19 protein-coding genes and 1 tRNA gene are annotated in these 20,522 nt (G+C 33.9%); 6 read left to right on the top strand and 14 right to left on the bottom strand.

The features are described from left to right. Nucleotides 1-35 precede the first annotated feature (35 nt). The 4 genes from EG814_RS18535 (at nucleotide 36) to EG814_RS18520 (ending at nucleotide 4,552) form a co-directional block, all read left to right on the top strand. On the top strand, nucleotides 36-2,195 hold the full coding sequence (locus EG814_RS18535; RefSeq protein ID WP_125723373.1) for a vWA domain-containing protein: 2,160 nt from the start codon (nucleotides 36-38) through the stop codon (nucleotides 2,193-2,195). A gap of 338 nt (nucleotides 2,196-2,533) precedes the next feature. Further along, the gene (locus tag EG814_RS18530) at nucleotides 2,534-3,121 is read left to right on the top strand and encodes a phospholipid scramblase-related protein (RefSeq protein ID WP_125723372.1); all 588 of its coding nucleotides are present in this window, start codon (nucleotides 2,534-2,536) and stop codon (nucleotides 3,119-3,121) included. Nucleotides 3,122-3,235: 114 nt separating this feature from the next. Beyond that, a complete protein-coding gene (locus EG814_RS18525; protein WP_125723371.1) occupies nucleotides 3,236-3,952 on the top strand; it encodes a 3-ketoacyl-ACP reductase in 717 nt (238 codons plus the stop codon). 93 nt (nucleotides 3,953-4,045) lie between these two features. Then, on the top strand, nucleotides 4,046-4,552 hold the full coding sequence (locus EG814_RS18520; protein ID WP_125723370.1) for a hypothetical protein: 507 nt from the start codon (nucleotides 4,046-4,048) through the stop codon (nucleotides 4,550-4,552). Nucleotides 4,553-4,804: 252 nt separating this feature from the next. On the opposite strand, the gene mtaB is transcribed toward EG814_RS18520, so the two are convergent. Next, nucleotides 4,805-6,139 (bottom strand): tRNA (N(6)-L-threonylcarbamoyladenosine(37)-C(2))-methylthiotransferase MtaB, encoded by a 1,335-nt coding sequence (gene mtaB / locus EG814_RS18515; RefSeq protein ID WP_125723369.1) that lies wholly within the window; start codon nucleotides 6,137-6,139, stop codon nucleotides 4,805-4,807. Nucleotides 6,140-6,623: 484 nt separating this feature from the next. On the opposite strand from mtaB, the gene EG814_RS18510 reads away from it, so the two are divergent. Further along, nucleotides 6,624-7,148, top strand: coding sequence for a hypothetical protein (locus EG814_RS18510; protein ID WP_125723368.1), 525 nt, complete (start codon nucleotides 6,624-6,626; stop codon nucleotides 7,146-7,148). Between the two features lie 68 nt (nucleotides 7,149-7,216). Here EG814_RS18510 and EG814_RS18505 read toward each other — a convergent pair whose 3' ends face one another. The 11 genes from EG814_RS18505 to hisS all read right to left on the bottom strand — a co-directional run bounded on the left by EG814_RS18505 (nucleotide 7,217) and on the right by hisS (nucleotide 17,471). Beyond that, nucleotides 7,217-7,747 carry a GNAT family N-acetyltransferase gene (locus EG814_RS18505; RefSeq protein ID WP_125723367.1) on the bottom strand — a complete coding sequence of 177 codons (531 nt, stop codon included), beginning with the start codon at nucleotides 7,745-7,747 and terminating at the stop codon, nucleotides 7,217-7,219. Between the two features lie 6 nt (nucleotides 7,748-7,753). Next, the gene (locus tag EG814_RS18500; RefSeq protein WP_125723366.1) at nucleotides 7,754-8,560 is read right to left on the bottom strand and encodes a Cof-type HAD-IIB family hydrolase; all 807 of its coding nucleotides are present in this window, start codon (nucleotides 8,558-8,560) and stop codon (nucleotides 7,754-7,756) included. 124 nt (nucleotides 8,561-8,684) lie between these two features. Beyond that, nucleotides 8,685-8,903 (bottom strand): putative signal transducing protein, encoded by a 219-nt coding sequence (locus tag EG814_RS18495; RefSeq protein WP_125723365.1) that lies wholly within the window; start codon nucleotides 8,901-8,903, stop codon nucleotides 8,685-8,687. 87 nt (nucleotides 8,904-8,990) lie between these two features. Further along, nucleotides 8,991-9,656 carry a DEAD/DEAH box helicase gene (locus tag EG814_RS18490; protein ID WP_125723364.1) on the bottom strand — a complete coding sequence of 222 codons (666 nt, stop codon included), beginning with the start codon at nucleotides 9,654-9,656 and terminating at the stop codon, nucleotides 8,991-8,993. 49 nt (nucleotides 9,657-9,705) lie between these two features. Then, on the bottom strand, nucleotides 9,706-10,869 hold the full coding sequence (locus EG814_RS18485; protein WP_125723363.1) for a sigma-54-dependent transcriptional regulator: 1,164 nt from the start codon (nucleotides 10,867-10,869) through the stop codon (nucleotides 9,706-9,708). Nucleotides 10,870-10,970: 101 nt separating this feature from the next. Next, nucleotides 10,971-12,287 (bottom strand): ABC transporter permease, encoded by a 1,317-nt coding sequence (locus EG814_RS18480; protein ID WP_125723362.1) that lies wholly within the window; start codon nucleotides 12,285-12,287, stop codon nucleotides 10,971-10,973. 70 nt (nucleotides 12,288-12,357) lie between these two features. After that, nucleotides 12,358-13,302 (bottom strand): ABC transporter ATP-binding protein, encoded by a 945-nt coding sequence (locus tag EG814_RS18475; protein ID WP_125723361.1) that lies wholly within the window; start codon nucleotides 13,300-13,302, stop codon nucleotides 12,358-12,360. Nucleotides 13,303-13,459: 157 nt separating this feature from the next. Beyond that, the gene (gene dnaJ, locus EG814_RS18470) at nucleotides 13,460-14,569 is read right to left on the bottom strand and encodes a molecular chaperone DnaJ (protein WP_125723360.1); all 1,110 of its coding nucleotides are present in this window, start codon (nucleotides 14,567-14,569) and stop codon (nucleotides 13,460-13,462) included. An 82-nt stretch (nucleotides 14,570-14,651) separates the two neighbouring features. Continuing rightward, nucleotides 14,652-15,230: a nucleotide exchange factor GrpE gene (locus tag EG814_RS18465; RefSeq protein WP_125723359.1), complete on the bottom strand. Its 579-nt coding sequence runs from the start codon at nucleotides 15,228-15,230 to the stop codon at nucleotides 14,652-14,654. A gap of 328 nt (nucleotides 15,231-15,558) precedes the next feature. Beyond that, nucleotides 15,559-15,629 (bottom strand) — tRNA-Trp (locus tag EG814_RS18460). A gap of 414 nt (nucleotides 15,630-16,043) precedes the next feature. Then, complete coding sequence (gene hisS / locus EG814_RS18455; protein WP_125723358.1) at nucleotides 16,044-17,471, bottom strand: histidine--tRNA ligase; 1,428 nt, start codon at nucleotides 17,469-17,471, stop codon at nucleotides 16,044-16,046. 181 nt (nucleotides 17,472-17,652) lie between these two features. Here hisS and EG814_RS18450 point away from each other — a divergent pair, with 181 nt between their 5' ends. Next, nucleotides 17,653-18,897, top strand: coding sequence for an ABC transporter permease (locus EG814_RS18450; RefSeq protein ID WP_164515345.1), 1,245 nt, complete (start codon nucleotides 17,653-17,655; stop codon nucleotides 18,895-18,897). Between the two features lie 89 nt (nucleotides 18,898-18,986). Here EG814_RS18450 and prmC read toward each other — a convergent pair whose 3' ends face one another. Together prmC and EG814_RS18440 are read right to left on the bottom strand one after the other, a co-directional pair. Next, entirely contained in the window at nucleotides 18,987-19,841 is an 855-nt protein-coding gene (prmC, locus tag EG814_RS18445) for a peptide chain release factor N(5)-glutamine methyltransferase (protein WP_125723357.1), read from the bottom strand. Between the two features lie 88 nt (nucleotides 19,842-19,929). After that, a complete protein-coding gene (locus tag EG814_RS18440) occupies nucleotides 19,930-20,415 on the bottom strand; it encodes a GNAT family N-acetyltransferase (protein ID WP_125723356.1) in 486 nt (161 codons plus the stop codon). Nucleotides 20,416-20,522: the final 107 nt, after the last annotated feature.

Here is a 20,522-nt window from a genome sequence, read left to right as displayed (position 1 = left end):
GCAAAATCAAAACATTAATTCTAAAACTTATTATCATGAAAAGTCTAAAACTTATTTCATCAGCCATTGCTATGCTTATATGTTTCGTAACCATGGCGCAAGAAAGAACGATTACTGGAATCATTTCAGACGAAAATAAACAAGCAATTCCTGGTGCAACCATTTTCAATCAAACATCAAAAGCGACTGCTCAAACCGATTTTGATGGAAAATATAGCATTCAAGCAAAAACAGGAGATATGTTGGTTATCACTTTTATTGGTTATAAAACCCAAAGACAAAAAGTTCAAAACTCCAATATCATTAATATAAAAATGCTTCCAGAAATGTCAACCTTACAAGAAGTTGTGGTTGTTGGCTATGGCAGAAGCGATTCGGAGTACGAAGATCGTAGTTATGAACGCGCTGAAAGAAAAGCAAAAAAAATGGTTCAGACACAAATGCTTCAGGGATACGTTGCTGGAGTTCAAGTGCAAAGCAGCGCCAATTATACGCCAAGCCCAACACTTACTATTCGTGGAAACGCTAATATTGCTCCAAAAAACGAACCGATGTACATTATTGATGGAGTTCCTGCAAAAGCCAATCAAATGTCAAAAATTAATCCGAATGATATTGATAATGTTTCTGTTTTAAAAGATCAAGCAGCGACCTCAGTTTACGGAAGCAGAGCCGCAAATGGCGTTGTGGTTATTTCTACAAAAAATGAACTTTACAAAAATCTTACGGAAAAACAATTGGATAAAAAATTAAATATCATGCCAATTCCGACTGAACCGACTCAGGAAGATTACGATACTTTTGTTGAAAATGCTTTTGAAAGTCCAAAAACAGCACCACTTTCTACATTTTCTATAGATGTTGATAATGCTTCTTATACGAATATCAGACGATTTTTGAATAACGGCCAGCAAGTTCCGAAAGATGCCGTTCGTGTGGAGGAAATGGTGAATTTCTTTAAATATACGTATCCGCAGCCAAAAAACGAGCATCCATTTTCTATCAATACAGAAGTAAGCGACTCGCCTTGGAATTCGAAAAACAGAATATTGAAAATTGGTTTGCAAGGAAAAAATATTCTAACCGAAAATTTGCCTGCTTCAAATCTCGTTTTCTTAATTGATGTTTCGGGTTCTATGAGCGACATGAACAAATTGCCTTTATTAAAACAATCTTTAAAAATTTTGGTAAACGAATTAAGACCAAAAGACAAAGTTGCAATTGTTGTATACGCGGGCGCTGCAGGAATGGTTTTGCCACCAACTTCTGGCGATGAGAAAAAAACTATTATTGATGCTCTAGATAAATTGCAATCTGGAGGAAGCACTGCGGGCGGCGCTGGAATTGAATTGGCGTACAAAACAGCAACAGAAAATTTTATTAAAGGCGGAAATAATCGTGTAATTCTAGCAACAGATGGCGATTTTAACGTAGGCAGTTCTTCTAATTCTGATATGGAAAAACTGATTGAAGAAAAAAGAAAAACAGGCGTTTTCTTAACATGTTTAGGTTACGGAATGGGAAATTACAAAGACAGCAAAATGGAAATCTTAGCCGATAAAGGAAACGGAAATTATGCTTACATCGATAATATTCAGGAAGCAAATCGTTTTCTTGGAAAAGAATTTAAAGGTTCGATGTTTGCTATCGCGAAAGATGTAAAAATCCAGATCGAATTTAATCCGAAACAAGTTCAGGCGTATCGTTTGATTGGTTACGAAAACAGAAAACTTCGTCCAGAAGATTTTAAAAATGATGCTATTGATGCAGGAGAATTAGGAAGCAATCATACCGTTACGGCTTTGTATGAAATTATTCCTACTGGTATAAAAAGCGATTATTTAGCCGAACAGCCAGATGATTTAAAATACACTAAAACAGAACCTAATTCCAATAATTACAGCAGTGAATTGGCAACAATAAAATTCCGTTACAAAAAACCTGACGGCGAAAAAAGTATCGAAATGGTTCAGGTAATCGAAAATAAATCTGTTGTTTTAGAAAAAGCAAGCGATGATATGAAATTTAGTTCTGCCGTTGCTTGGTTCGGATTGAAATTGAGAGATTCAAAATTAATTTCAAATAAATCTTCAAATGATATTGCTCTTTTGGCAAAACAAGGTTTATCAAATGATGCTGATGGTTATAAAGCTGAGTTTATTAGATTGGTTGAAACTTCAAAACAATTTAATTAAATTCACATAATACAGAAGATCTTTGTCGAGGTTTTAAACTTTGACAAAGATTTTTCTTTTTTTTTACTCTGAATTAGACGCACTGCAGTGCGTCTCTACGAAAAAATCTTTGCGAACCTTTAAAATCTCTAATAAAAAATCTTTGCGAATCTTTGCGAAAAATCTTTGCGATCTCTGCAGTAAAAAAGATTGGGATAGACATATTATCGTCTCCACAGTGAATCTTTAAAACATAAAACTCTTTCACTTTTGCAAGCAGTATGAGGAATCCCTCAAAACATTCCATAAATATTTTTTTACATTTGATTTTTATTTACACAAATTTATTTTACACACGTATGAATCCTATTTTAAGCCAAAATCTATTTTTAGTAAAAGAACATATCGGAATGTTTAAAGCTGCAAACAATTACGATATCTACCATCCCGAAACCAATCAAATCATTATGAATTGCCGAGAAAACAATCTTGGTTTTTTCACTAAAGTATTCCGATTTACAGATTATAAAAGAGCCACTCCATTTAATGTTGAAATTACAACTGCTGATGGCGAAAAGTTAATTACAGTAAGAAGAGGCGTTGCCATTTTTAGATCGACCGTAGAAGTTTTAGACGAAAAAGATCGTTTGATCGGAACTTTCAAACAAAAATTCTTTTCTATTGGAGGAAGATTTGAAATTATGGATAAAAATGAAAAACCAGTTGCAACGCTTCAAGGAAAATGGACGGGCTGGGATTTTAAATTTTCTCACGAAGGAAAACAGCTTGCTCAAGTAAATAAAAAATGGGCAGGATTAGGAAAAGAGTTTTTTACGAGTGCCGATAATTATGCGCTTCAAATTGAAGATACCGTTGCAGCTGACAGTCCGTTGAGACAGTTAATTCTAGGAGCTGTAATGTGTATTGACATGGTTTTGAAAGAATAACCAAAAGTTGTTAAACTTAGATTAAGAATACCTTTTAAAGCATCATTTTAGTTTTCAAAAGCTTATTTTTGTAAGACTTATAATGATGCTTTCTGCATTCTAAAAATTACCATCATGACCGACTTAAAAAATAAAAATGCCTTTATTACGGGCGCAGGAAAAGGAATTGGAAAAGCTGTGGCAATTGCTTTGGCAAAAGAAGGTGTAAACCTGATTTTGGTTTCAAGAACTCAAAAAGACGTAGAACAATTGGCTGACGAAGCTTCTAATTTAGGCGTAAAAGCTTTGGCTTTATCTGCTGACGTTTCTGACATTAATTCTATCAATGAAGCCGTAGAACAAGCTTTAGTACAATTTAAACACATCGATATTTTAATTAACAGCGCCGGAATCGCTTCTTTTGGAAAATTCTTAGAGCTAGAACCAGAAGCCTGGGAAAGAATTATTAAGGTGAATTTAATGGGAACGTATTATACTACTCGTGCTATTATTCCAAACATGATCGAAAGACAAACTGGAGATATTATCAATATTTCGTCTACTGCTGGTTTAAACGGAAATGCTTTGACAAGTGCCTACAGTGCTTCTAAATTTGCTGTTTTAGGATTAACCGATTCTTTGATGCAGGAAATGAGAAAACATAATATTCGTGTGACAGCGCTTACGCCAAGTACTGTTGCGACTGATATGGCAAAAGACTTAAACCTGACAGACGGAAACCCAGAAAAAGTAATGCAGTCTGAAGATATGGCAGATTTAATTATTGCGCAATTAAAACTAAACCGAAGAGTGTTTATTAAAAACAGCAGTATTTGGTCGACGAATCCTTAAAAATAAATTCCAAATTTTTAAATTCCAAATTCCAAATCTCACCAAACGAGTTGGAATTTGGAATTTCAGTATTGGAATTTTAAAATAAAAAATATGGAACAATATTTAAGACAATTGGTCGAAATAGAATTTCAGGATAAGAAAGAAATCTTTACTGGTTTTCTAATTGATTATTCTGATGACTGGATTTTGCTTCGAAATAATCCGGTAGATTTTATTTTGGATGGTTTCGTGATTTTGAAAAATAAAAATATTGAAGCTGTAAACCGAGATCATGATTTGGCTTTTACCGAAAAAGTGATTCGGATGAAGGGTTTAAAAATCAATTCAGATGATATTATTCCGATTCGTGATTTAGCTTCGATTATCCATTATATTTCTGAAAAGTATGGCATTTTTCAAATTGCGAAAAAATCGTCAAAATCTGCTTATTTAGGAAAATTAATAGAATTGAATGACGAAGAATTGACCATTGATTTTCTAGATATCCGAGGTCAATTTGGCGGGGAATTAAGTTTTAATCCTGAAAAAATTCGCGTTATCGAATTTGATACGGATTATATTAATTCTTTGAAATTGGTGGTTGGGGAAAAGGAGTAATTTTTTATCCACAGAGATTCACGGAGATTTTTCGCAGAGATTCGCGGAGAATTTTTAATAAAAACGACAAAGCTCTTTATTAAATTAAAGAGCTTTGTCGTTTTTTTGTCATTTCTTCTTTTTTGAAAAATGACAAACTGTATGTCTAAACTTTGCCTTAAACGCACTGCTGTGCGCCTCTACAATATTGCAATTTCAAATTAACTTTGTGTATCTCTGTGAATTCTTTGCGAATCTCTGCGAAACAAAAAACTAAACCTCAGCCAATTTATTTAAAAACTCCAAACGAACACTTCCGTCTTCGTCGATTTTCGTTAGATTAATTTTCTGCAAAGTATTCACCAATTCAGGATTCCAAGGTGTTTTTACTTTTACGTAATTCTCTGTAAATCCGTGAATATAACCTTCTTTATTTTCTCCTTCAAAAAGAACTGTTCTATTAGTTCCCAACTGGCTTTCGTAAAAAGCACGACGTTTTTTTACTGATAATCCGCGAAGCATTTTACTACGTTTTGCCCTTACATTTGAAGGAACAACTCCTTCCATATCTACTGCATCTGTATTATCTCTTTCAGAATAGGTAAAAACGTGTAAATACGAAATATCCAATTCGTTTAAGAAATGATACGTTTCTAAAAAGTGCTCGTCTGTTTCTCCAGGAAAACCAACAATCACGTCAACGCCAATGCATGCATGAGGCATTACTTCGCGAATTTTGTTTACACGGTCAATATAAACTTCACGCAAATAACGGCGTTTCATTAATTTTAAAATATCATTGCTTCCGGATTGAAGCGGAATATGAAAATGCGGTACGAAAGTGCGGCTTTTTGAAACAAACTCAATGGTTTCGTTTTTCAATAAATTCGGCTCGATAGACGAAATTCTTAAACGCTCAATTCCTTCTACTTTATCTAAAGCTTGAACTAAATCTAAGAAAGTATGTTCGTGTTTTTTGTTTCCAAACTCCCCTTTTCCATAATCTCCAATATTAACTCCCGTTAAAACAATTTCACGGATATTCTGAGCCGAAATTTCTTTAGCATTTTTGAGTACATTTTCTAAAGCATCACTTCTCGAAATTCCTCTTGCTAACGGAATAGTGCAATAGGTGCATTTATAATCGCAGCCGTCTTGAACTTTCAAAAATGCACGCGTACGATCTCCAATAGAATAACTTCCTACGTAGAAATCAGCTTCAGCAATTTCGCAGGAGTGCACTTCACCCATGTCATTTTTGCTCAAATCATGAATATAGTCTGTGATTTTGAATTTTTCTGTTGCACCCAAAACCAAATCAACGCCATCAACAGCGGCCAATTCTTCTGGTTTTAATTGAGCATAACAGCCAACTGCTGCAACAAAAGCTTTTTCGTTAAGCTTCATTGCTTTTCTCACTACTTGCTTAAATTGTTTGTCTGCATTGTCTGTTACAGAGCAAGTATTAATGACATAAATATCTGCTATTTCTTCAAAATCGACGCGATCAAAACCTTCGTCATTAAAATTTCTGGCAATTGTAGAAGTCTCTGAAAAATTCAGTTTACAACCCAGCGTATAAAAGGCAACTTTCTTTCTATTTTCCATAATCTGTCTTAAATTAATGAAATCGTTGTCAAAAAATTTAAGGCTGCAAATTTACAAACAATATTCATCAAAAGAAAGCAATTAATGGACTTCGAATCAATAATTTGCATTAATGTTAATTTAGAAAGATTCAAAAGTTAATCTTTTCTCTATTTTTTTTGAAAAAAGAAGCTCTTGCATTTTTAACACTTTAAGATTGTGATAAGAATAAAATGACAAATAATCGATTAAATGCAAATTTTACCGATTAAATGCATTTTTTTAAGTTTTAACTTCAAAATTTCTTACATTTACCTTTGTTATAAATCTAGGGTGCAATAAATTCATATTAAGGTTTTTAATACGCTTTAATTAATTTAATAATAATTCCGGCATAACAATTTTGAATTTTACTCGTTATGTTGTTGTTTTGTATTACAAAATGAAATGGGAAAGCCGAAAACCAAAGAGAGTAGGCAAAATTAAAATACAAATACCACGCTTTATGAAAGCATTTTTACCCACGATCTGCTTGATGTTCTTAACCCTATTTAGTTCGCAAGCGCAAACTAATGCTCCAGCCGCAAATGCAAATCCATTTCCTACCATTAGCACATTGACGACTTGGGCGAGCTTTAACTCTCAACAGCAATTTGATGTTGCTATTCGTGCAGTTGGGTTTAAGTTTGAAGTTAAAGAACCAGGTGAAGGATCTACAGCTTATACCTACATTCGTAAAGTAACTGTTAATGAAGTAAACTATACAGATAGAATTGTATACAGAATTACAAATAATAATTCTGCAAGCATTATTTCTTTAGTTACTGCTTCTACTGACTTAGTTAGCTTATACACACCACAATTGGCAAGCTTTAAAAACAACAACTGTAAAACAGAAATGTCTAAAGACAAAAACACAACTTGCAGCTGTTACGAAAGTGCAAATTTTGCAATCGACCTTTGCGATGAGCGTGTAAAATTAACAATGGGTGACGGAAATAAATACTTCGTTTCTGTAGCCAAAAAATAATATTTAACTCTGATTTGTTTCCAAATCTTTACTGACTTTTAAGTATGTAAAGATTTGGAATACATTTCTTAGTTTGAGTTTGGATTTTTGAGTTCGTACCAAACTTCTAATTCTTCTTGATAAGTAAAAGAATTCACAAAGTGGAAACCTAATTTTTCGAGAATCTTTCTTGAGTTTTCATTTCCCGCATCTGCATAAGCATAAAGCGCTGCAACTTTCATTTCATTAAAAGCGTAATCTACAAAAGCTTTACCTGCCTCAGTTGCATATCCTTTTCCCCAGTGTTTTTCGATAAAACGGTATCCTAATTCATAAAAATCTTTATGGTTATTGATTTCGTCTGTAATATATTTAATTCCAGACCAGCCAATAAATTCATTCGTTTCTTTTAATACAACAGCCCATCTTCCAGTTCCGAAATCTTTGTATTGTTTTTGAACAAACTTGATGTATTCTATACTTTCTTCTATATGTTTTACCGGTTTATTCCCCACAAACAAATGCACATTCGGATTCGAATCTAGCTCGAACATCCCTTCAGCATCTGAAGCTACAAACTCCCGTAAAATTAAACGTTCGGTTTCAATTGGATTTTTCATCTCTTTTTAATTTAAAATAAAGCGTTGCACAACCTCAGCCACTCCATCATTATTATTGGAAGATACGATTAAATCTGCTTTATCGCGCAATTCTGGCGTCACATTATCTACCCAAACCCCTAAACCTGCATATTCTATCATTGTTAAGTCATTTCCTGCGTTTCCGACTGCAATTATTTCACTTCGATGAATTCCGAGTTTTTCCTCGGCTAAACGTTTTAAGCTCGCTGCTTTATCAATGCCTAATTGTGCTACTTCCAGAAAAAAAGGTTTTGATGTAGAAACGCTTAAATGTGGCATAAAATCGATTAGATCTTTTTCGACTGTTTTCAAATATTCTGGATCCTGCAATAAGATACATTTAACCGCAGGTCTGTCTACATACTCTTTAAAGCTAGAAACTTTACGATGCGCCATTCCCGTAATCTCTTTTTCGATTTCTATGTATTCAGAATCTGTTTCGCTAATAATTTCATCATCTAAATAAGTGATGATATGCGTATTCATTTTAACGCTGTAATCGTATAAAGCATGAATTTGTTCCACAGTTAATTTCTGTTCGAACAAAACTAAATTGTCTTTTACGCGACTTATTATCGCTCCGTTAAAAGAAAGCATATACGAGTCGTTTAAATCCAGCTGTAATTCTTTCGCGTAAGCGGTCATTGCAATTGTAGGCCTTCCAGAAGCCAAAACCACATACACACCTTTGGCCTGTGCTTCTAAAAGTACTTTTTTATTTAAATCTGAAATTCTGTGGTCATCAGTCAACAAGGTATCATCCATGTCGAGCACAATCATTTTGTATTGCATTTTTTATTAGTTTTCAGTGTTCAGTATTTTAGTGTTCAGTTTCTTCACTTTATTACCCAGCGTTCATTTTTTATTTCATTATCTAATTCGACTGAACACTAAAATACTGAACACTGAATACTTCTTAAATACTCATTCTAAACTGTTCAACAACTGGATTCGCTTTTGCGAAATCTGTTTCCTGAATAAATAATTCAACCGCCAAATCTGTTTGTCCAAATCCGCCCAAACGAGCCGATTGGATATTATCTTTTTTTACCGTTTCTACTCCAGCTTCTTCTAATCTTTCCTGCAAAGCAATTGCTAGTACTTCGCTTCCTGAAAACACTTTCATTAATCCCATGATATATTCTTTTATTTTAATTATGATTTTATTAAAATAAAAATCTCGGTTTTAGTTTAATGCAAACTGAAAACCGAGACTTATTATTTATTCTTCCTCTTCAATATCGTCTTCTTCTTCATCGAGCTCTTCTTCGCCTTCTTCGTCCATATCAAATAAGTACGGTTCCACAAGCATTTTATCTGCCAAAATTTCGATACGTTCTGTCAATTCTTCAGCAAAAATGATACGCTGTACTTTAGCAATACTATTCGAAATACGCATGATTTTTGTTTCATGACGTAATTTTAAGATCGGATCTGCATCATCCAGAATCATCATTTTTAAACGGTTTACATTGTAACCTGCCGTTGTAAACATATCATTCAGTTTAACTGGCGTACCAATTAAAACATCAATTCCTGTAGAAATATAGTTTTTATCATAATCCATATCTCCTTTTTCGTGTACACCGTAAATTTCCAGATTGGTATATTTTCCGTACTTGTTAAAAAGGTCTACCATTTCCAGAACCTTCGCTTTATCTTCTACAATAACCAAAGCTCGAGGCGATTCTTCTGTTTTTCCTGCCAATTGCTGAATCACATTCAAAACAATTGTAGTTGTTTTTCCGCTTCCTTTTGGAGAAATAATGACACAGTCGGCACCACTTTTTATGGTCGAAAAAGTTTCCATCTGCAAAGCATTGGCTTCTGTCAAACCATTTTCAATTAAACCGTCTTGTAATTTCTCGTTTATTTTTTTTAGTTTCATTTCTAATTTTAGAATTTAGATTTTAGATTTCTGATTGAAAACTAAATCATTATTTGCTTGCGAACATTTTCACGTCGGTTTCAGAGATTTCGTTTCCTCCCAAAATGATCAGTCTTTCTACCACATTACGAAGTTCGCGAATGTTTCCTGTCCAATCGTATTCCTGCAATAATTTTATGGCCTCCGCCGAAAATGACTTAACTGCATTTCCTTGTTCTGAAGCTATCTTTTCTGTAAAATGCGAAATCAAAGCAGGAATATCATCACGTCTTTCATTTAATGGCGGAACTTTAATCAAAATTACCGCTAATCTATGATATAAATCTTCACGGAAACGGCCTTCTGCAATTTCTGTTTTTAAATCTTTATTGGTTGCTGCAACAACACGAACATCTACTTTAATATCCTTATCTGCACCAACCCTTGTAATCATACTTTCTTGAAGGGCGCGCAATACTTTGGCTTGCGCCGAAAGGCTCATATCACCAATTTCATCTAAGAAAATGGTTCCTTTGTCTGCTGCTTCAAACTTTCCAGCACGATCTTTCACTGCCGATGTAAAAGCACCTTTCACATGCCCGAACAATTCACTTTCAATCAACTCGCTAGGAATCGCCGCGCAATTTACTTCAATTAAAGGAAAAGCAGAACGCTCACTTTTTTCATGTAATTGATGCGCCACTAATTCTTTTCCCGTTCCGTTTGGTCCCGTAATTAAAACTCTGGCTTCTGTTGGTGCCACTTTATCAATCATCACTTTGATATGATTAATCGATTCGCTGTCCCCAATCATTTCGTAGTTTTTGCTTACTTTTTTCTTCAGAATTTTATTTTCAACTACTAATTGTTTTTTGTCCAAAGCATTGCGAACCGTATTTAGCAAACGATTCAAATCTGGCGGTTTAGAAATATAATCGAAAGCTCCTAAACGCATGGTTTGAATTGCTGTTTCCATATCGCCATGACCAGAAATCATAACCATCGGAATTTCGGGTTTTATTTTTTTTACTTCTTCTAAAACCTCAACACCGTCCATTTTTGGCATTTTGATATCGCACAAAACCAAATCGTAATCGCTGTTTTTTATTTTTTCAAGTCCCACAGCCCCATCTTCAGCTTCATCTACCTGATACGAATCATTTTCTTCTGATAAAATTTTTACCAAAACTCTTCTGATCGCCGCTTCGTCTTCTATAATTAGGATTTTACTCATTTTTTTAAGGTTCTAAGGTTCTGAGATGCTAAGCTTCTAAGGTTTTTCTTTAGGGCTAAAATCTTAGCACCTCAGAACCTTAGTGTCTTAGCACCTTTAAATCAATATTTCAGCCATTTATACAATTCTTTCCACGTTGGTTTTTTGCCGTACATTAAAATACCGACGCGGTAAATTTTTGCAGCGAACCAAACCAAAAGGAAAAATGTAGCAAACAATAATGATACCGAAATTGCGATTTGCCACCACGGCACACCAAACGGAATACGCATTAACATTACAATTGGAGACGTTAACGGAATCATTGAAAAAATAACGGCAACACTTCCGTGCGGATCGTTTACTACTGTAAAAAAGCCGATGTAAACGCTCAAAATCAGCGGCATTAAAATTGGAAGCATGAACTGTTGAGAGTCGGTTTGATTGTCGACAGCCGCTCCAATTGCTGCGTAAAATGAACTGTATAAGAAATAGCCTCCAATAAAATAAATTACAAAGCCTATTATAATACTTGCTATCGGCAGATTCCATAATTCAGCAATATACATTTGCGCAGAACCCGAAAACTCATGTTGCGTAGACTGCATTAGTTCTGGCGAAATTCTGGCTGCCGGCCCAACATTTACTCCAAAAAACGCCGAAGCCGCAAACATTAATCCTAAACCAATTATGGCCCAGATTACAAATTGTAGAATTCCTGCCAATGAGGTTCCTACAATTTTACCAATCATTAGCTGAAATGGTTTTACTGATGAAATAATGATTTCGATAATACGGTTTGTTTTTTCTTCGATGACGCTTCGCATTACCATATTTCCGTAAATGATAATAAACATCATAATTAGATAACCAAAAGCGCCGCCAATTCCGATTTTAATTTCGTTTAAACCTTTCAGACTTTCTTCTCCAGAAGCTTTAATCAAATGAATATTCACATCTGATTGCGCTTTTTGGATGGCCAAAGTATCTAGTTTTGCCTCTTCAAGATTTAGCTTTGTAATTTTATTACCTATAATATCCTGAGTGTTTTCGATAAAAGAAATACTCGGACTATTATTAGAAATAAACTCGATTTTACTTTCTAATTCTTTTATATTTTTCGTTTTCGGAATAACAATTAATCCAGCGAAATTTTCTTTTGTAATGCTGTCTTTCAAAGCTTTTACCTCAATTTCAGATAAATTGAGATATTTAAATTCGGCTCCTTTTTTATTTTCCTTTAAAAAATCTGAGGCAAAAAGTCCTGTCTCGTCATGAATTGCAATACGTTTGGTTTCAGCTTTCATTGAGCTCAAATAACCAATAAAAATGGCAATAGCTACAAATAAAAGCGGACTCAAAAAAGTCATGACAACAAAAGATTTATTGCGGACTTTGGCAATAAATTCTCTTTTTATAATTAAAGAAATAATATTCATTTATATCTTAAATTTCAAATCTCAAATTCCAAATTCCAACTCTCAAAGTCTCAAATTTGGAATTTGGAATTTAATTATTGGAATTTAAATTTTTGTTTTCAGTTACCGTTTGAATAAAAATATCGTGAACACTCGGTATTTTTTCTACAAAATGCGTCACCTGCCCTCGTTGCGTCAGAAGATGTAACAACTCGTTTGGCGAGGCATTTCCAATCTGTATATTCAATTTCAAATCATCATTTAATGATTTAAAACTCGCAGGAGAAACGGTAAATTTTTGTGTAATGTCATACATCAAACCTTCAACATTATTAGTCAGAATTCCAACTTCAAAACTGTTGGTTCTAAATTGGCGTTTTACATCTCCGATTTTACCTTCTATCAGTTTATTTGATTTATGAATTAAAGCAATATTTTCGCAAAGCTCTTCTACGCTTTCCATTCTATGAGTCGAAAAAATAATCGTAGAACCTTGTTCTTTCAATGCCAAAATTTCATCTTTAATTACATTAGCATTTACAGGGTCAAATCCAGAAAAGGGCTCATCTAAAATGAGTAGTTTTGGCTTATGTAAAACACAAACCACAAACTGTATTTTCTGTGCCATTCCTTTAGAAAGCTCCTGTATTTTCTTGTTCCACCAGCCTTGAATTCCTAATCGGTCAAACCAATAATCTAGCTGTTTTTTAGCTTCAGCTTTAGAAAGGCCTTTCATTTGAGCCAAATACAGACATTGCTCTCCAACTTTCATAGAGCTATAAAGACCTCTTTCTTCAGGAAGATAACCAATAGTCTGCACATGTTTGGGCTGTAGTTTTTCTCCATCCAAAATTACTTCGCCACTGTCTGGCATTGTAATTTGGTTTATGATTCTGATAAGGGAAGTTTTTCCGGCTCCATTTGGGCCTAAAAGTCCATATATACTGCCTTTTGGTACATTTAATGAAACTTCGTTAAGTGCTACATAGTCGCCGTATTTTTTTACGACTTTATGTACTTCTAGTAAGTTACTCATGCTATTTTTAAGGATTTACTGCGTCACTTTGCCTATTACGGTTCAGCGACTGTAAAAGTAAATAATTCGAAGCGAAATTGTGTTATATTACGCAAAAAACCCATTCTAATTTATGCTAGAATGGGTTTTTATTATTTATAATGTTAGAAAGTTCCGATTATGAGAACATATCTTTCACTTTTTCAAAAAATGATTTCTCTGATTTCTCTGGACTTGGAGCAAAATGGTCGTCTGTCAAAGCATTTTCAAAGAATTGTTTTTGTTCTTTATTTAAGGTTTTTGGTGTCCAAACATTTACGTGAACTAGTAAATCTCCGCTTCCGTAACCGTTTAAACTTGGAATTCCTTTTCCTTTTAATCTTAAGATTTTTCCAGACTGAATTCCTTCTTCTAGCTTAATACGAACTTTACCGTTAATTGCTTCAATGTCTTTAGAAGCTCCCAAAACTGCTTCAGGGAAACTGATATATAAATCGAAATGAACGTTTTCACCTTCGCGCTTCAAGAATTCGTGCTCAACTTCTTCAATCGCTACAATTAAATCTCCTGGAATACTGTTTCCTGGCGCATCGTTACCTTTGTTGGCAACTTTTAATTGCATTCCGTCAACAACTCCAGCAGGAATTTTGATTGATACTGTTTCGTCTTCTTGAACCATTCCTTGAGCATCTGCTTCAGAAGGTTTTTTATCTAAAATTTGTCCAGAACCACCACAAGTATGACAAGTAGACGCAGATTGCATTCTTCCCAAAATAGTGTTAGTTACACGCATAACCTGACCTTGACCGTTACAAGTCGTACAAGTTTTATACGTTACGCCTTTAGCCTGAACTTTACGTTTTACTTTTACTTTTTTCTCAACTCCATTTGCAATTTCTTCCAAAGTAAGTTTTACTTTGATTCGAAGATTGCTTCCTTTCGCACGGCGAGGACCACCGCCTCCACCTCCAAAACCGCCAAATCCACCTCCGAAAATATCACCAAACTGGCTGAAAATGTCATCCATATTCATACCGCCGTGACCTCCGCCAAATCCGCCAGAACCATCAAATGCTTGATGTCCGTACTGATCGTATTTCGCTTTTTTCTGCGGATCACTTAAAACTTCATAAGCTTCTGCCGCCAATTTGAAGTTTTCTTCTGCCTCTTTGTCGCCTGGATTTTTATCAGGGTGGTATTTTAAAGCACTTTTTCTGTATGCTTTTTTTATTTCGGCAGCATCAGCATTTTTTGAAATGCCTAGTATTTCGTAAAAATCTTTTTTCATAATCTAGATTAAATCCCAAATTTTAAAATTCCAAAATCCAACTTTAGAAAGTTGAAAATCAAAATATAATTTTTGACTTTTTTTAGTTTCCAGTAACAACTTTAGGGTAACGAATAATTTTGTCACCTAATTTGTATCCTTTTTCAATAACGTCAACAATTTTACCTTTTAACTTATCAGAAGGTGCTGGAATTTGAGTAATAGCCTCAGCAAAATCTGCATTAAAATCATCGCCTGCTTTTACATCAACCTGCTCTAAACCTTTAGAAACCAAAGTACTTTTCAGTTTTTCGTGAATTAGCTCCACTCCTTTTTTAAGATTTTCGTCGTCAGATTTATTAATTTCTACAGCAGCTCTGTCAAAATCATCTAAAACTGGAAGCATAGCCAATAAAACTTCTTGGTTTGCTGTTTTAAATAATTCAAGACGCTCTTTTGAAGTTCTTTTTTTGTAATTTTCAAATTCGGCAAATAATCTCAAAAACTTATCTTTTTCTTTAGCTAAGTCTTGAGCTAATTGCTCCTCAACACTTAATTCTTCAACAATTAATTGCTCTCCATTAGCGTTATTCTCTATCGTTGCGTCATCTAATTCCTGATCGAATTCTGTATTTTCCGTAGTCATATTACTTTTATTTTTAAAAATATTTTTAAACTTCATTTTTTATTTCTGTTAGATTGCAAAAGTACTGCCAAATCTTAGAAAATGTCAAATTGTCACTTTATTAATTATGAGACATTTAAAAAACATAATTAAGTTGAAAAATTTATTATAATTTTAAGACTATTACGTTTTAGTTTATCTTATCTTTGAAACCAATAAAAAACATAAATTTTTACCACTAAAAATTGAATTTAAGGGTTGGCTTCGGCCTCTAAATAATTATTAATTCAAGTTTACCTTATATTAAAAAAAGCTTCGCCTATAGAGACGAAGCTTTTTTTTTTGCTTGAGCTTTTTATGACAGAGCTGTCATTTGTATGTTTTGCACGGGCGGAGGGATTCGAACCCCCATCAACGGTTTTGGAGACCGCTATTCTACCCTTGAACTACGCCCGTAACTTGAGGTGGCAAATTAAAAGCTTTTTTTCTTCTCTACCAAGTTATTTTATACCGATTTAAACCGATTTTAGTCAAGTCACTCTGAATCTTTAGATTATAAAAGCAAATAATTTATTTAAATCTTTAAAATCCGCTTGGAACAAGAAAATCTTTGCGTTCCCACGGTTGAAACCGTGGGCTATGTTTTAAATCAATTCAGGAAAATTGGTGCAATTTGTGGCAAAAAAATCTTCTTAATCTTTTAATCTGTGGCAAAAAAAACCTTGCGTTCCCACGGTTGAAACCGTGGGCTATGTTTTACAATGAATTTGTGAAAATTTGCGCAATTTGCGGTTAAAAAAATCTTTTTAATCTGTGGCAAAAAAACTTTATGCTCTTTGTGTAAAACCTTGCGCTTTTTGCGGTTAAACCTTACCCCAACAAAGCATTTTTCAATCCTTCAAAATCTACAGTTATCTGTTCTCCTGAAACTAGATTTTTTAACGCATAAGAATTTGAAGCAATTTCCTGATCTCCAACCAATACTGCAAACGGAATTAAACGTTTGTCTGCGTATTGAAACTGTTTCCCAACTTTTACACTATCAGGATATAATTCTACTTTTATATTTTCTTGTCTCAATTTTTGAATTGCCTGCGAAGCGTACAAAGCTTCTTTATCACCAAAATTTAAGAATATTGCTTTAGAAGTTGCTGCAACAGTTTCTGGGAATAATTGCAATTCTTCTAAAACCAAATAAATTCGATCCAAACCAAAAGAAATTCCAACTCCGCTCATATTCTTTAAACCAAAAATACCCGTCAAATCGTCGTATCTTCCGCCACCGCCGATAGAACCCATCGCTACAGTTTTTGGCGCTGCAACTTCAAAAATAGCTCCGGTGTAATAATTTAAACCGCGAGCAAGCGTCACATCCAAATCTAAAGTAGCTGTCGATAGTCCTAAAACCGCAACGTTGTCACAAATAAATTTCAATTCTTCAACACCTTTCATTCCTTCTTCAGAAGATGACAATAATTCAGAAAGCTGTGCTATTTTGTCTGTAAAAGTTCCTGAGAAACTAAAAAGTGGCTGCACTTTTACTAACGCTTCTTCAGAAATTCCTTTTTCGATCATTTCTTTTTTAACACCGTCTTCTCCTATTTTATCCAGTTTATCCAATGCAACTGTAAAATCAATTAATTTATCTGAAGCCCCAATTACCTCAGCAATTCCAGATAAAATTTTACGGTTATTGATTTTGATTGTAACGCCTTCTAAATCTAAAGAAGTAAAAACAGTATCATATAATTGAACCAATTCCACTTCCTGCCAAAGTGATTTTGAACCTACAACATCGGCATCGCATTGAAAAAATTCTCTAAAACGACCTTTTTGCGGATTATCTGCTCTCCAAACTGGTTGAATCTGGTATCTTTTGAAAGGAAATTCAATTTCACTTTGGTGCTGCACTACATATCTTGCAAACGGAACGGTCAAATCGTAACGCAACGCTTTTTCAGAAATTTTTCCCGTGAATTTATTTAATTCAATTCTTTGTTCTAAAGTTATTTTCTCAGCAGAATTCAGTTGTAACTCTTCAATTGATTCTGGCAATTCAATTTTACTTTTATTGTAGAAAAAGTTTCCAGAATTCAATATTTTAAAAATCAGACGGTCTCCTTCTTCTCCATATTTCCCCATTAAGGTATCTGAATTTTCAAACGAAGGCGTTTCAATTGGCTGAAAACCAAATTTTTCGAAATTCGCTTTTATAGTCTGAATAATATATTGACGTTTTGACACCTCGGCTGGTGAAAAATCTCTTGTTCCTTTTGGTATACTTGGTTTTGAAGCCATCTTCTTTTTATTTTAGATTGTTGATTTTAGATTTTAGATTTGTTGAAACCTTATATCTAAATTCGTTGACATTATTTTCTTTTAATTTGAATCGCCTGCAAATATCTTACTTTTTAAAATAAATAATAACACTTCGAAAACAAACTTGTAACAAAAACCGTATTTTCGTGACAAATTGGTCATGATGCTAAAATTATTTAAAGAAAATATTCGAATTGCGTTTGGTTCTATAAAAACCCAATTGCTACGTACCATTCTTACCGTTTTAATTATTGCTATCGGGATTACGGCTTTGGTCGGAATCTTAACTGTTGTTTCGGCTTTGGACAATACCATTTCGAACGACTTTGCATCGATGGGAGCCAATACTTTTAATATTAATCAATATGAAAATAAAGTTCGAAACCGTGGCGGAAACGAACGTGAAGTAATCAACCCGATTATTTCTTATCCAGAAGCTGTTGCTTTCAAATCAAAATACAAATACCCCTTTACAGAAACTTCTCTTTCTTTTACTGCAACTTCTACTGCAGAAGTAAAGTATTTAGGCGAAAAAACAGATCCTGAAATTACTATAGTTGGTGTCGATGAACACTTTATTACCAATTCTGGACTTGAAACTAGTTTAGGAAGAAGTTTTAACCAATTTGATATTGACAACAATACGTATTCTTGTATCGTAGGTTCAGATTTTGAAAAAGGACTTTTGAAAGATGTTAATCCGATAGATAAAATCATTTCTATTCGTGGTGCCAGATTTAAAGTTATTGGAGTTTTAAAAGAAAAAGGATCAACTTTTGGAAACAGTCAGGATTTAAGAGTTTTAATTCCGATTCAGGTTGCAAGATCTTTATTTACAGCACCCAACATCAATTACACGATTAGTGTAATGGTTTCTAAAAAAGAAGTTTTAGACGAAGCTATTGATAATGCTACGAGCACAATGCGAAGAGTCCGAAAACTAAGTCCGGTTCGTGATAATAATTTTGGAGTGGTGAGAAGTGATGATTTGATTAACCGCATTCTCAGCATAACGCAATATTTAAGCTGGGCGGCTTGGATAATTTCTATAATTACTATTTTAGGTTCTTCTATTGCTTTAATGAATATTATGATTGTTTCGGTTACAGAACGTACTCGCGAAATTGGTGTTCGTAAAGCTTTGGGAGCCAAAAGATCTACCGTTGCTTTTCAGTTTTTTATCGAAACTTTATTAATTGGCCAAATTGGAGGTATAGTCGGAATCGTTTTAGGAATTCTGCTTGGTTTTGCTATTGCAACCGCCATGAGTTTTGTTTTTGTAATTCCGTGGATGGCCATTTTTGCTGCTTTTGCAACAAGTTTTATGGTCGCAATAGTTTCTGGTTTATATCCAGCTATTAAAGCATCGAAATTAGACCCAATTGAAGCATTGCGTTACGAATAGTTTTAGTGTTCAGTGTTCAGTTTTTTAGTGATCAGTTTAATTCAGACTATAAAGAAAACTGAATACTAAAAAACTGAACACTGAATACTCTAAATATTCCCTTTTATCATTCGGTCATTATCATAAATATCTTTTCGAAGCTCAATTTCAGCGAAATTCATATTTTCAAGAAGTTCAATCATTTCTTTTCCAAGATACTGATTGATTTCAAAATACAATTTCCCTTTTTCCTTAAGTCCATTTTGTGCTAGCGAAGCAATTTTTCTATAAAAAATAAGCGGATCGTTATCTTCTACAAAAAGCGCCAAATGTGGCTCATAATCCAGCACATTCTTTTTGATTTCTACTTTTTCTAAATTTCGAACATACGGCGGATTCGAAACAATAATATCAAACTGACAGGTAAACTCTTCTGCTTCTAAAATATTCAAAAGCATAAAAGTAACATCTACATTATTTGTGATCGCATTTCTTTTAGCCGTTTCAATTGCTTTTTTAGAAACATCAATTCCGAAAACTTCTGCATTTGGAAGATTTTTTGCCAGTGAAATAGCAATACAGCCCGTTCCTGTTCCGATATCGAGAATTTTTATTTTTTTATTTTTATCTGGACTTGCGTTTTCATTAATAATCCATTCGACCAATTCTTCTGTTTCTGGCCTCGGAATCAAAACATTTTCATTTACTTCAAAATCCAAACCGTAAAAGTGTGTTTTTCCAAGCAGATATTGAATAGGAACTTCTTTTTTAAGCTGTTTTAACAGTTCGTCCCATATCACAAAATCATTTTCATCAAAAGCTAATTCATGATTTAAAGCTAAATCAATCTGACGAAGCTGGTGTTTATCTTCCAGAATCAGATAAAAAAAGCTCTCCGCTTCGTACGCATCGTAAAAAGGAGATAATTCTTTAATAAACTGAGTACGATATTGTTTAATCTTCATTTTTAATTTTTGAGCATTTTATATCAGCCGAAAACTGACATTTTATCTTTCAATAAGTCTTGCTAATTAAAATTTGTTACAATTGGAATTACAAAACTTTCAGCATCCATACAGGACAAGAACTATGCCCAGTACGACCTAACGGAGCATCAAGATATTCAAAACCAGATTTTGTATACAGCTTTTGTGCGGCATGCATAAATGGCATGGTTTCGATATAACATTTTTTAAAACCAAAAGCTCTAGCTTGATCCAGACATTTTTCCATCATTTGTGTACCAATTCCTAAACCTCTTGTTTTTGGCAAGAAATACATTTTCTGTAATTCGCATATTTCAGGATCGCCATTTTCTAAAGGAGCAATTCCTGCACATCCTACAATCTCTCCATCATTTTCGACAACAAAATATGCCGATTTGGTCTTGCTGTATTCTTCAAACATCAAATCCAGATACGGATCTTCGTATGCAGTTCCTACTTTTGGAATTTCCATTTCATCAAAAACAGATCGTATCAAACTTGCAACTGCCTGATTGTCTTCTTTTTTAATTGCCCTTATTAGCCAATTTACCATTTTTTTTACTCTAATTCATTATAAATACAAAAATAAAGATAGTTTTTTGATCCTATTACAACTTTTGCGATTGTTTCATAACTTCAATTTTTTGAGCTGATGATCAA

Source organism: Flavobacterium ustbae, from assembly GCF_003946915.1.
Classification (GTDB): domain Bacteria; phylum Bacteroidota; class Bacteroidia; order Flavobacteriales; family Flavobacteriaceae; genus Flavobacterium; species Flavobacterium ustbae.
This window is presented reverse-complemented; position numbering and strand designations above follow the sequence as displayed.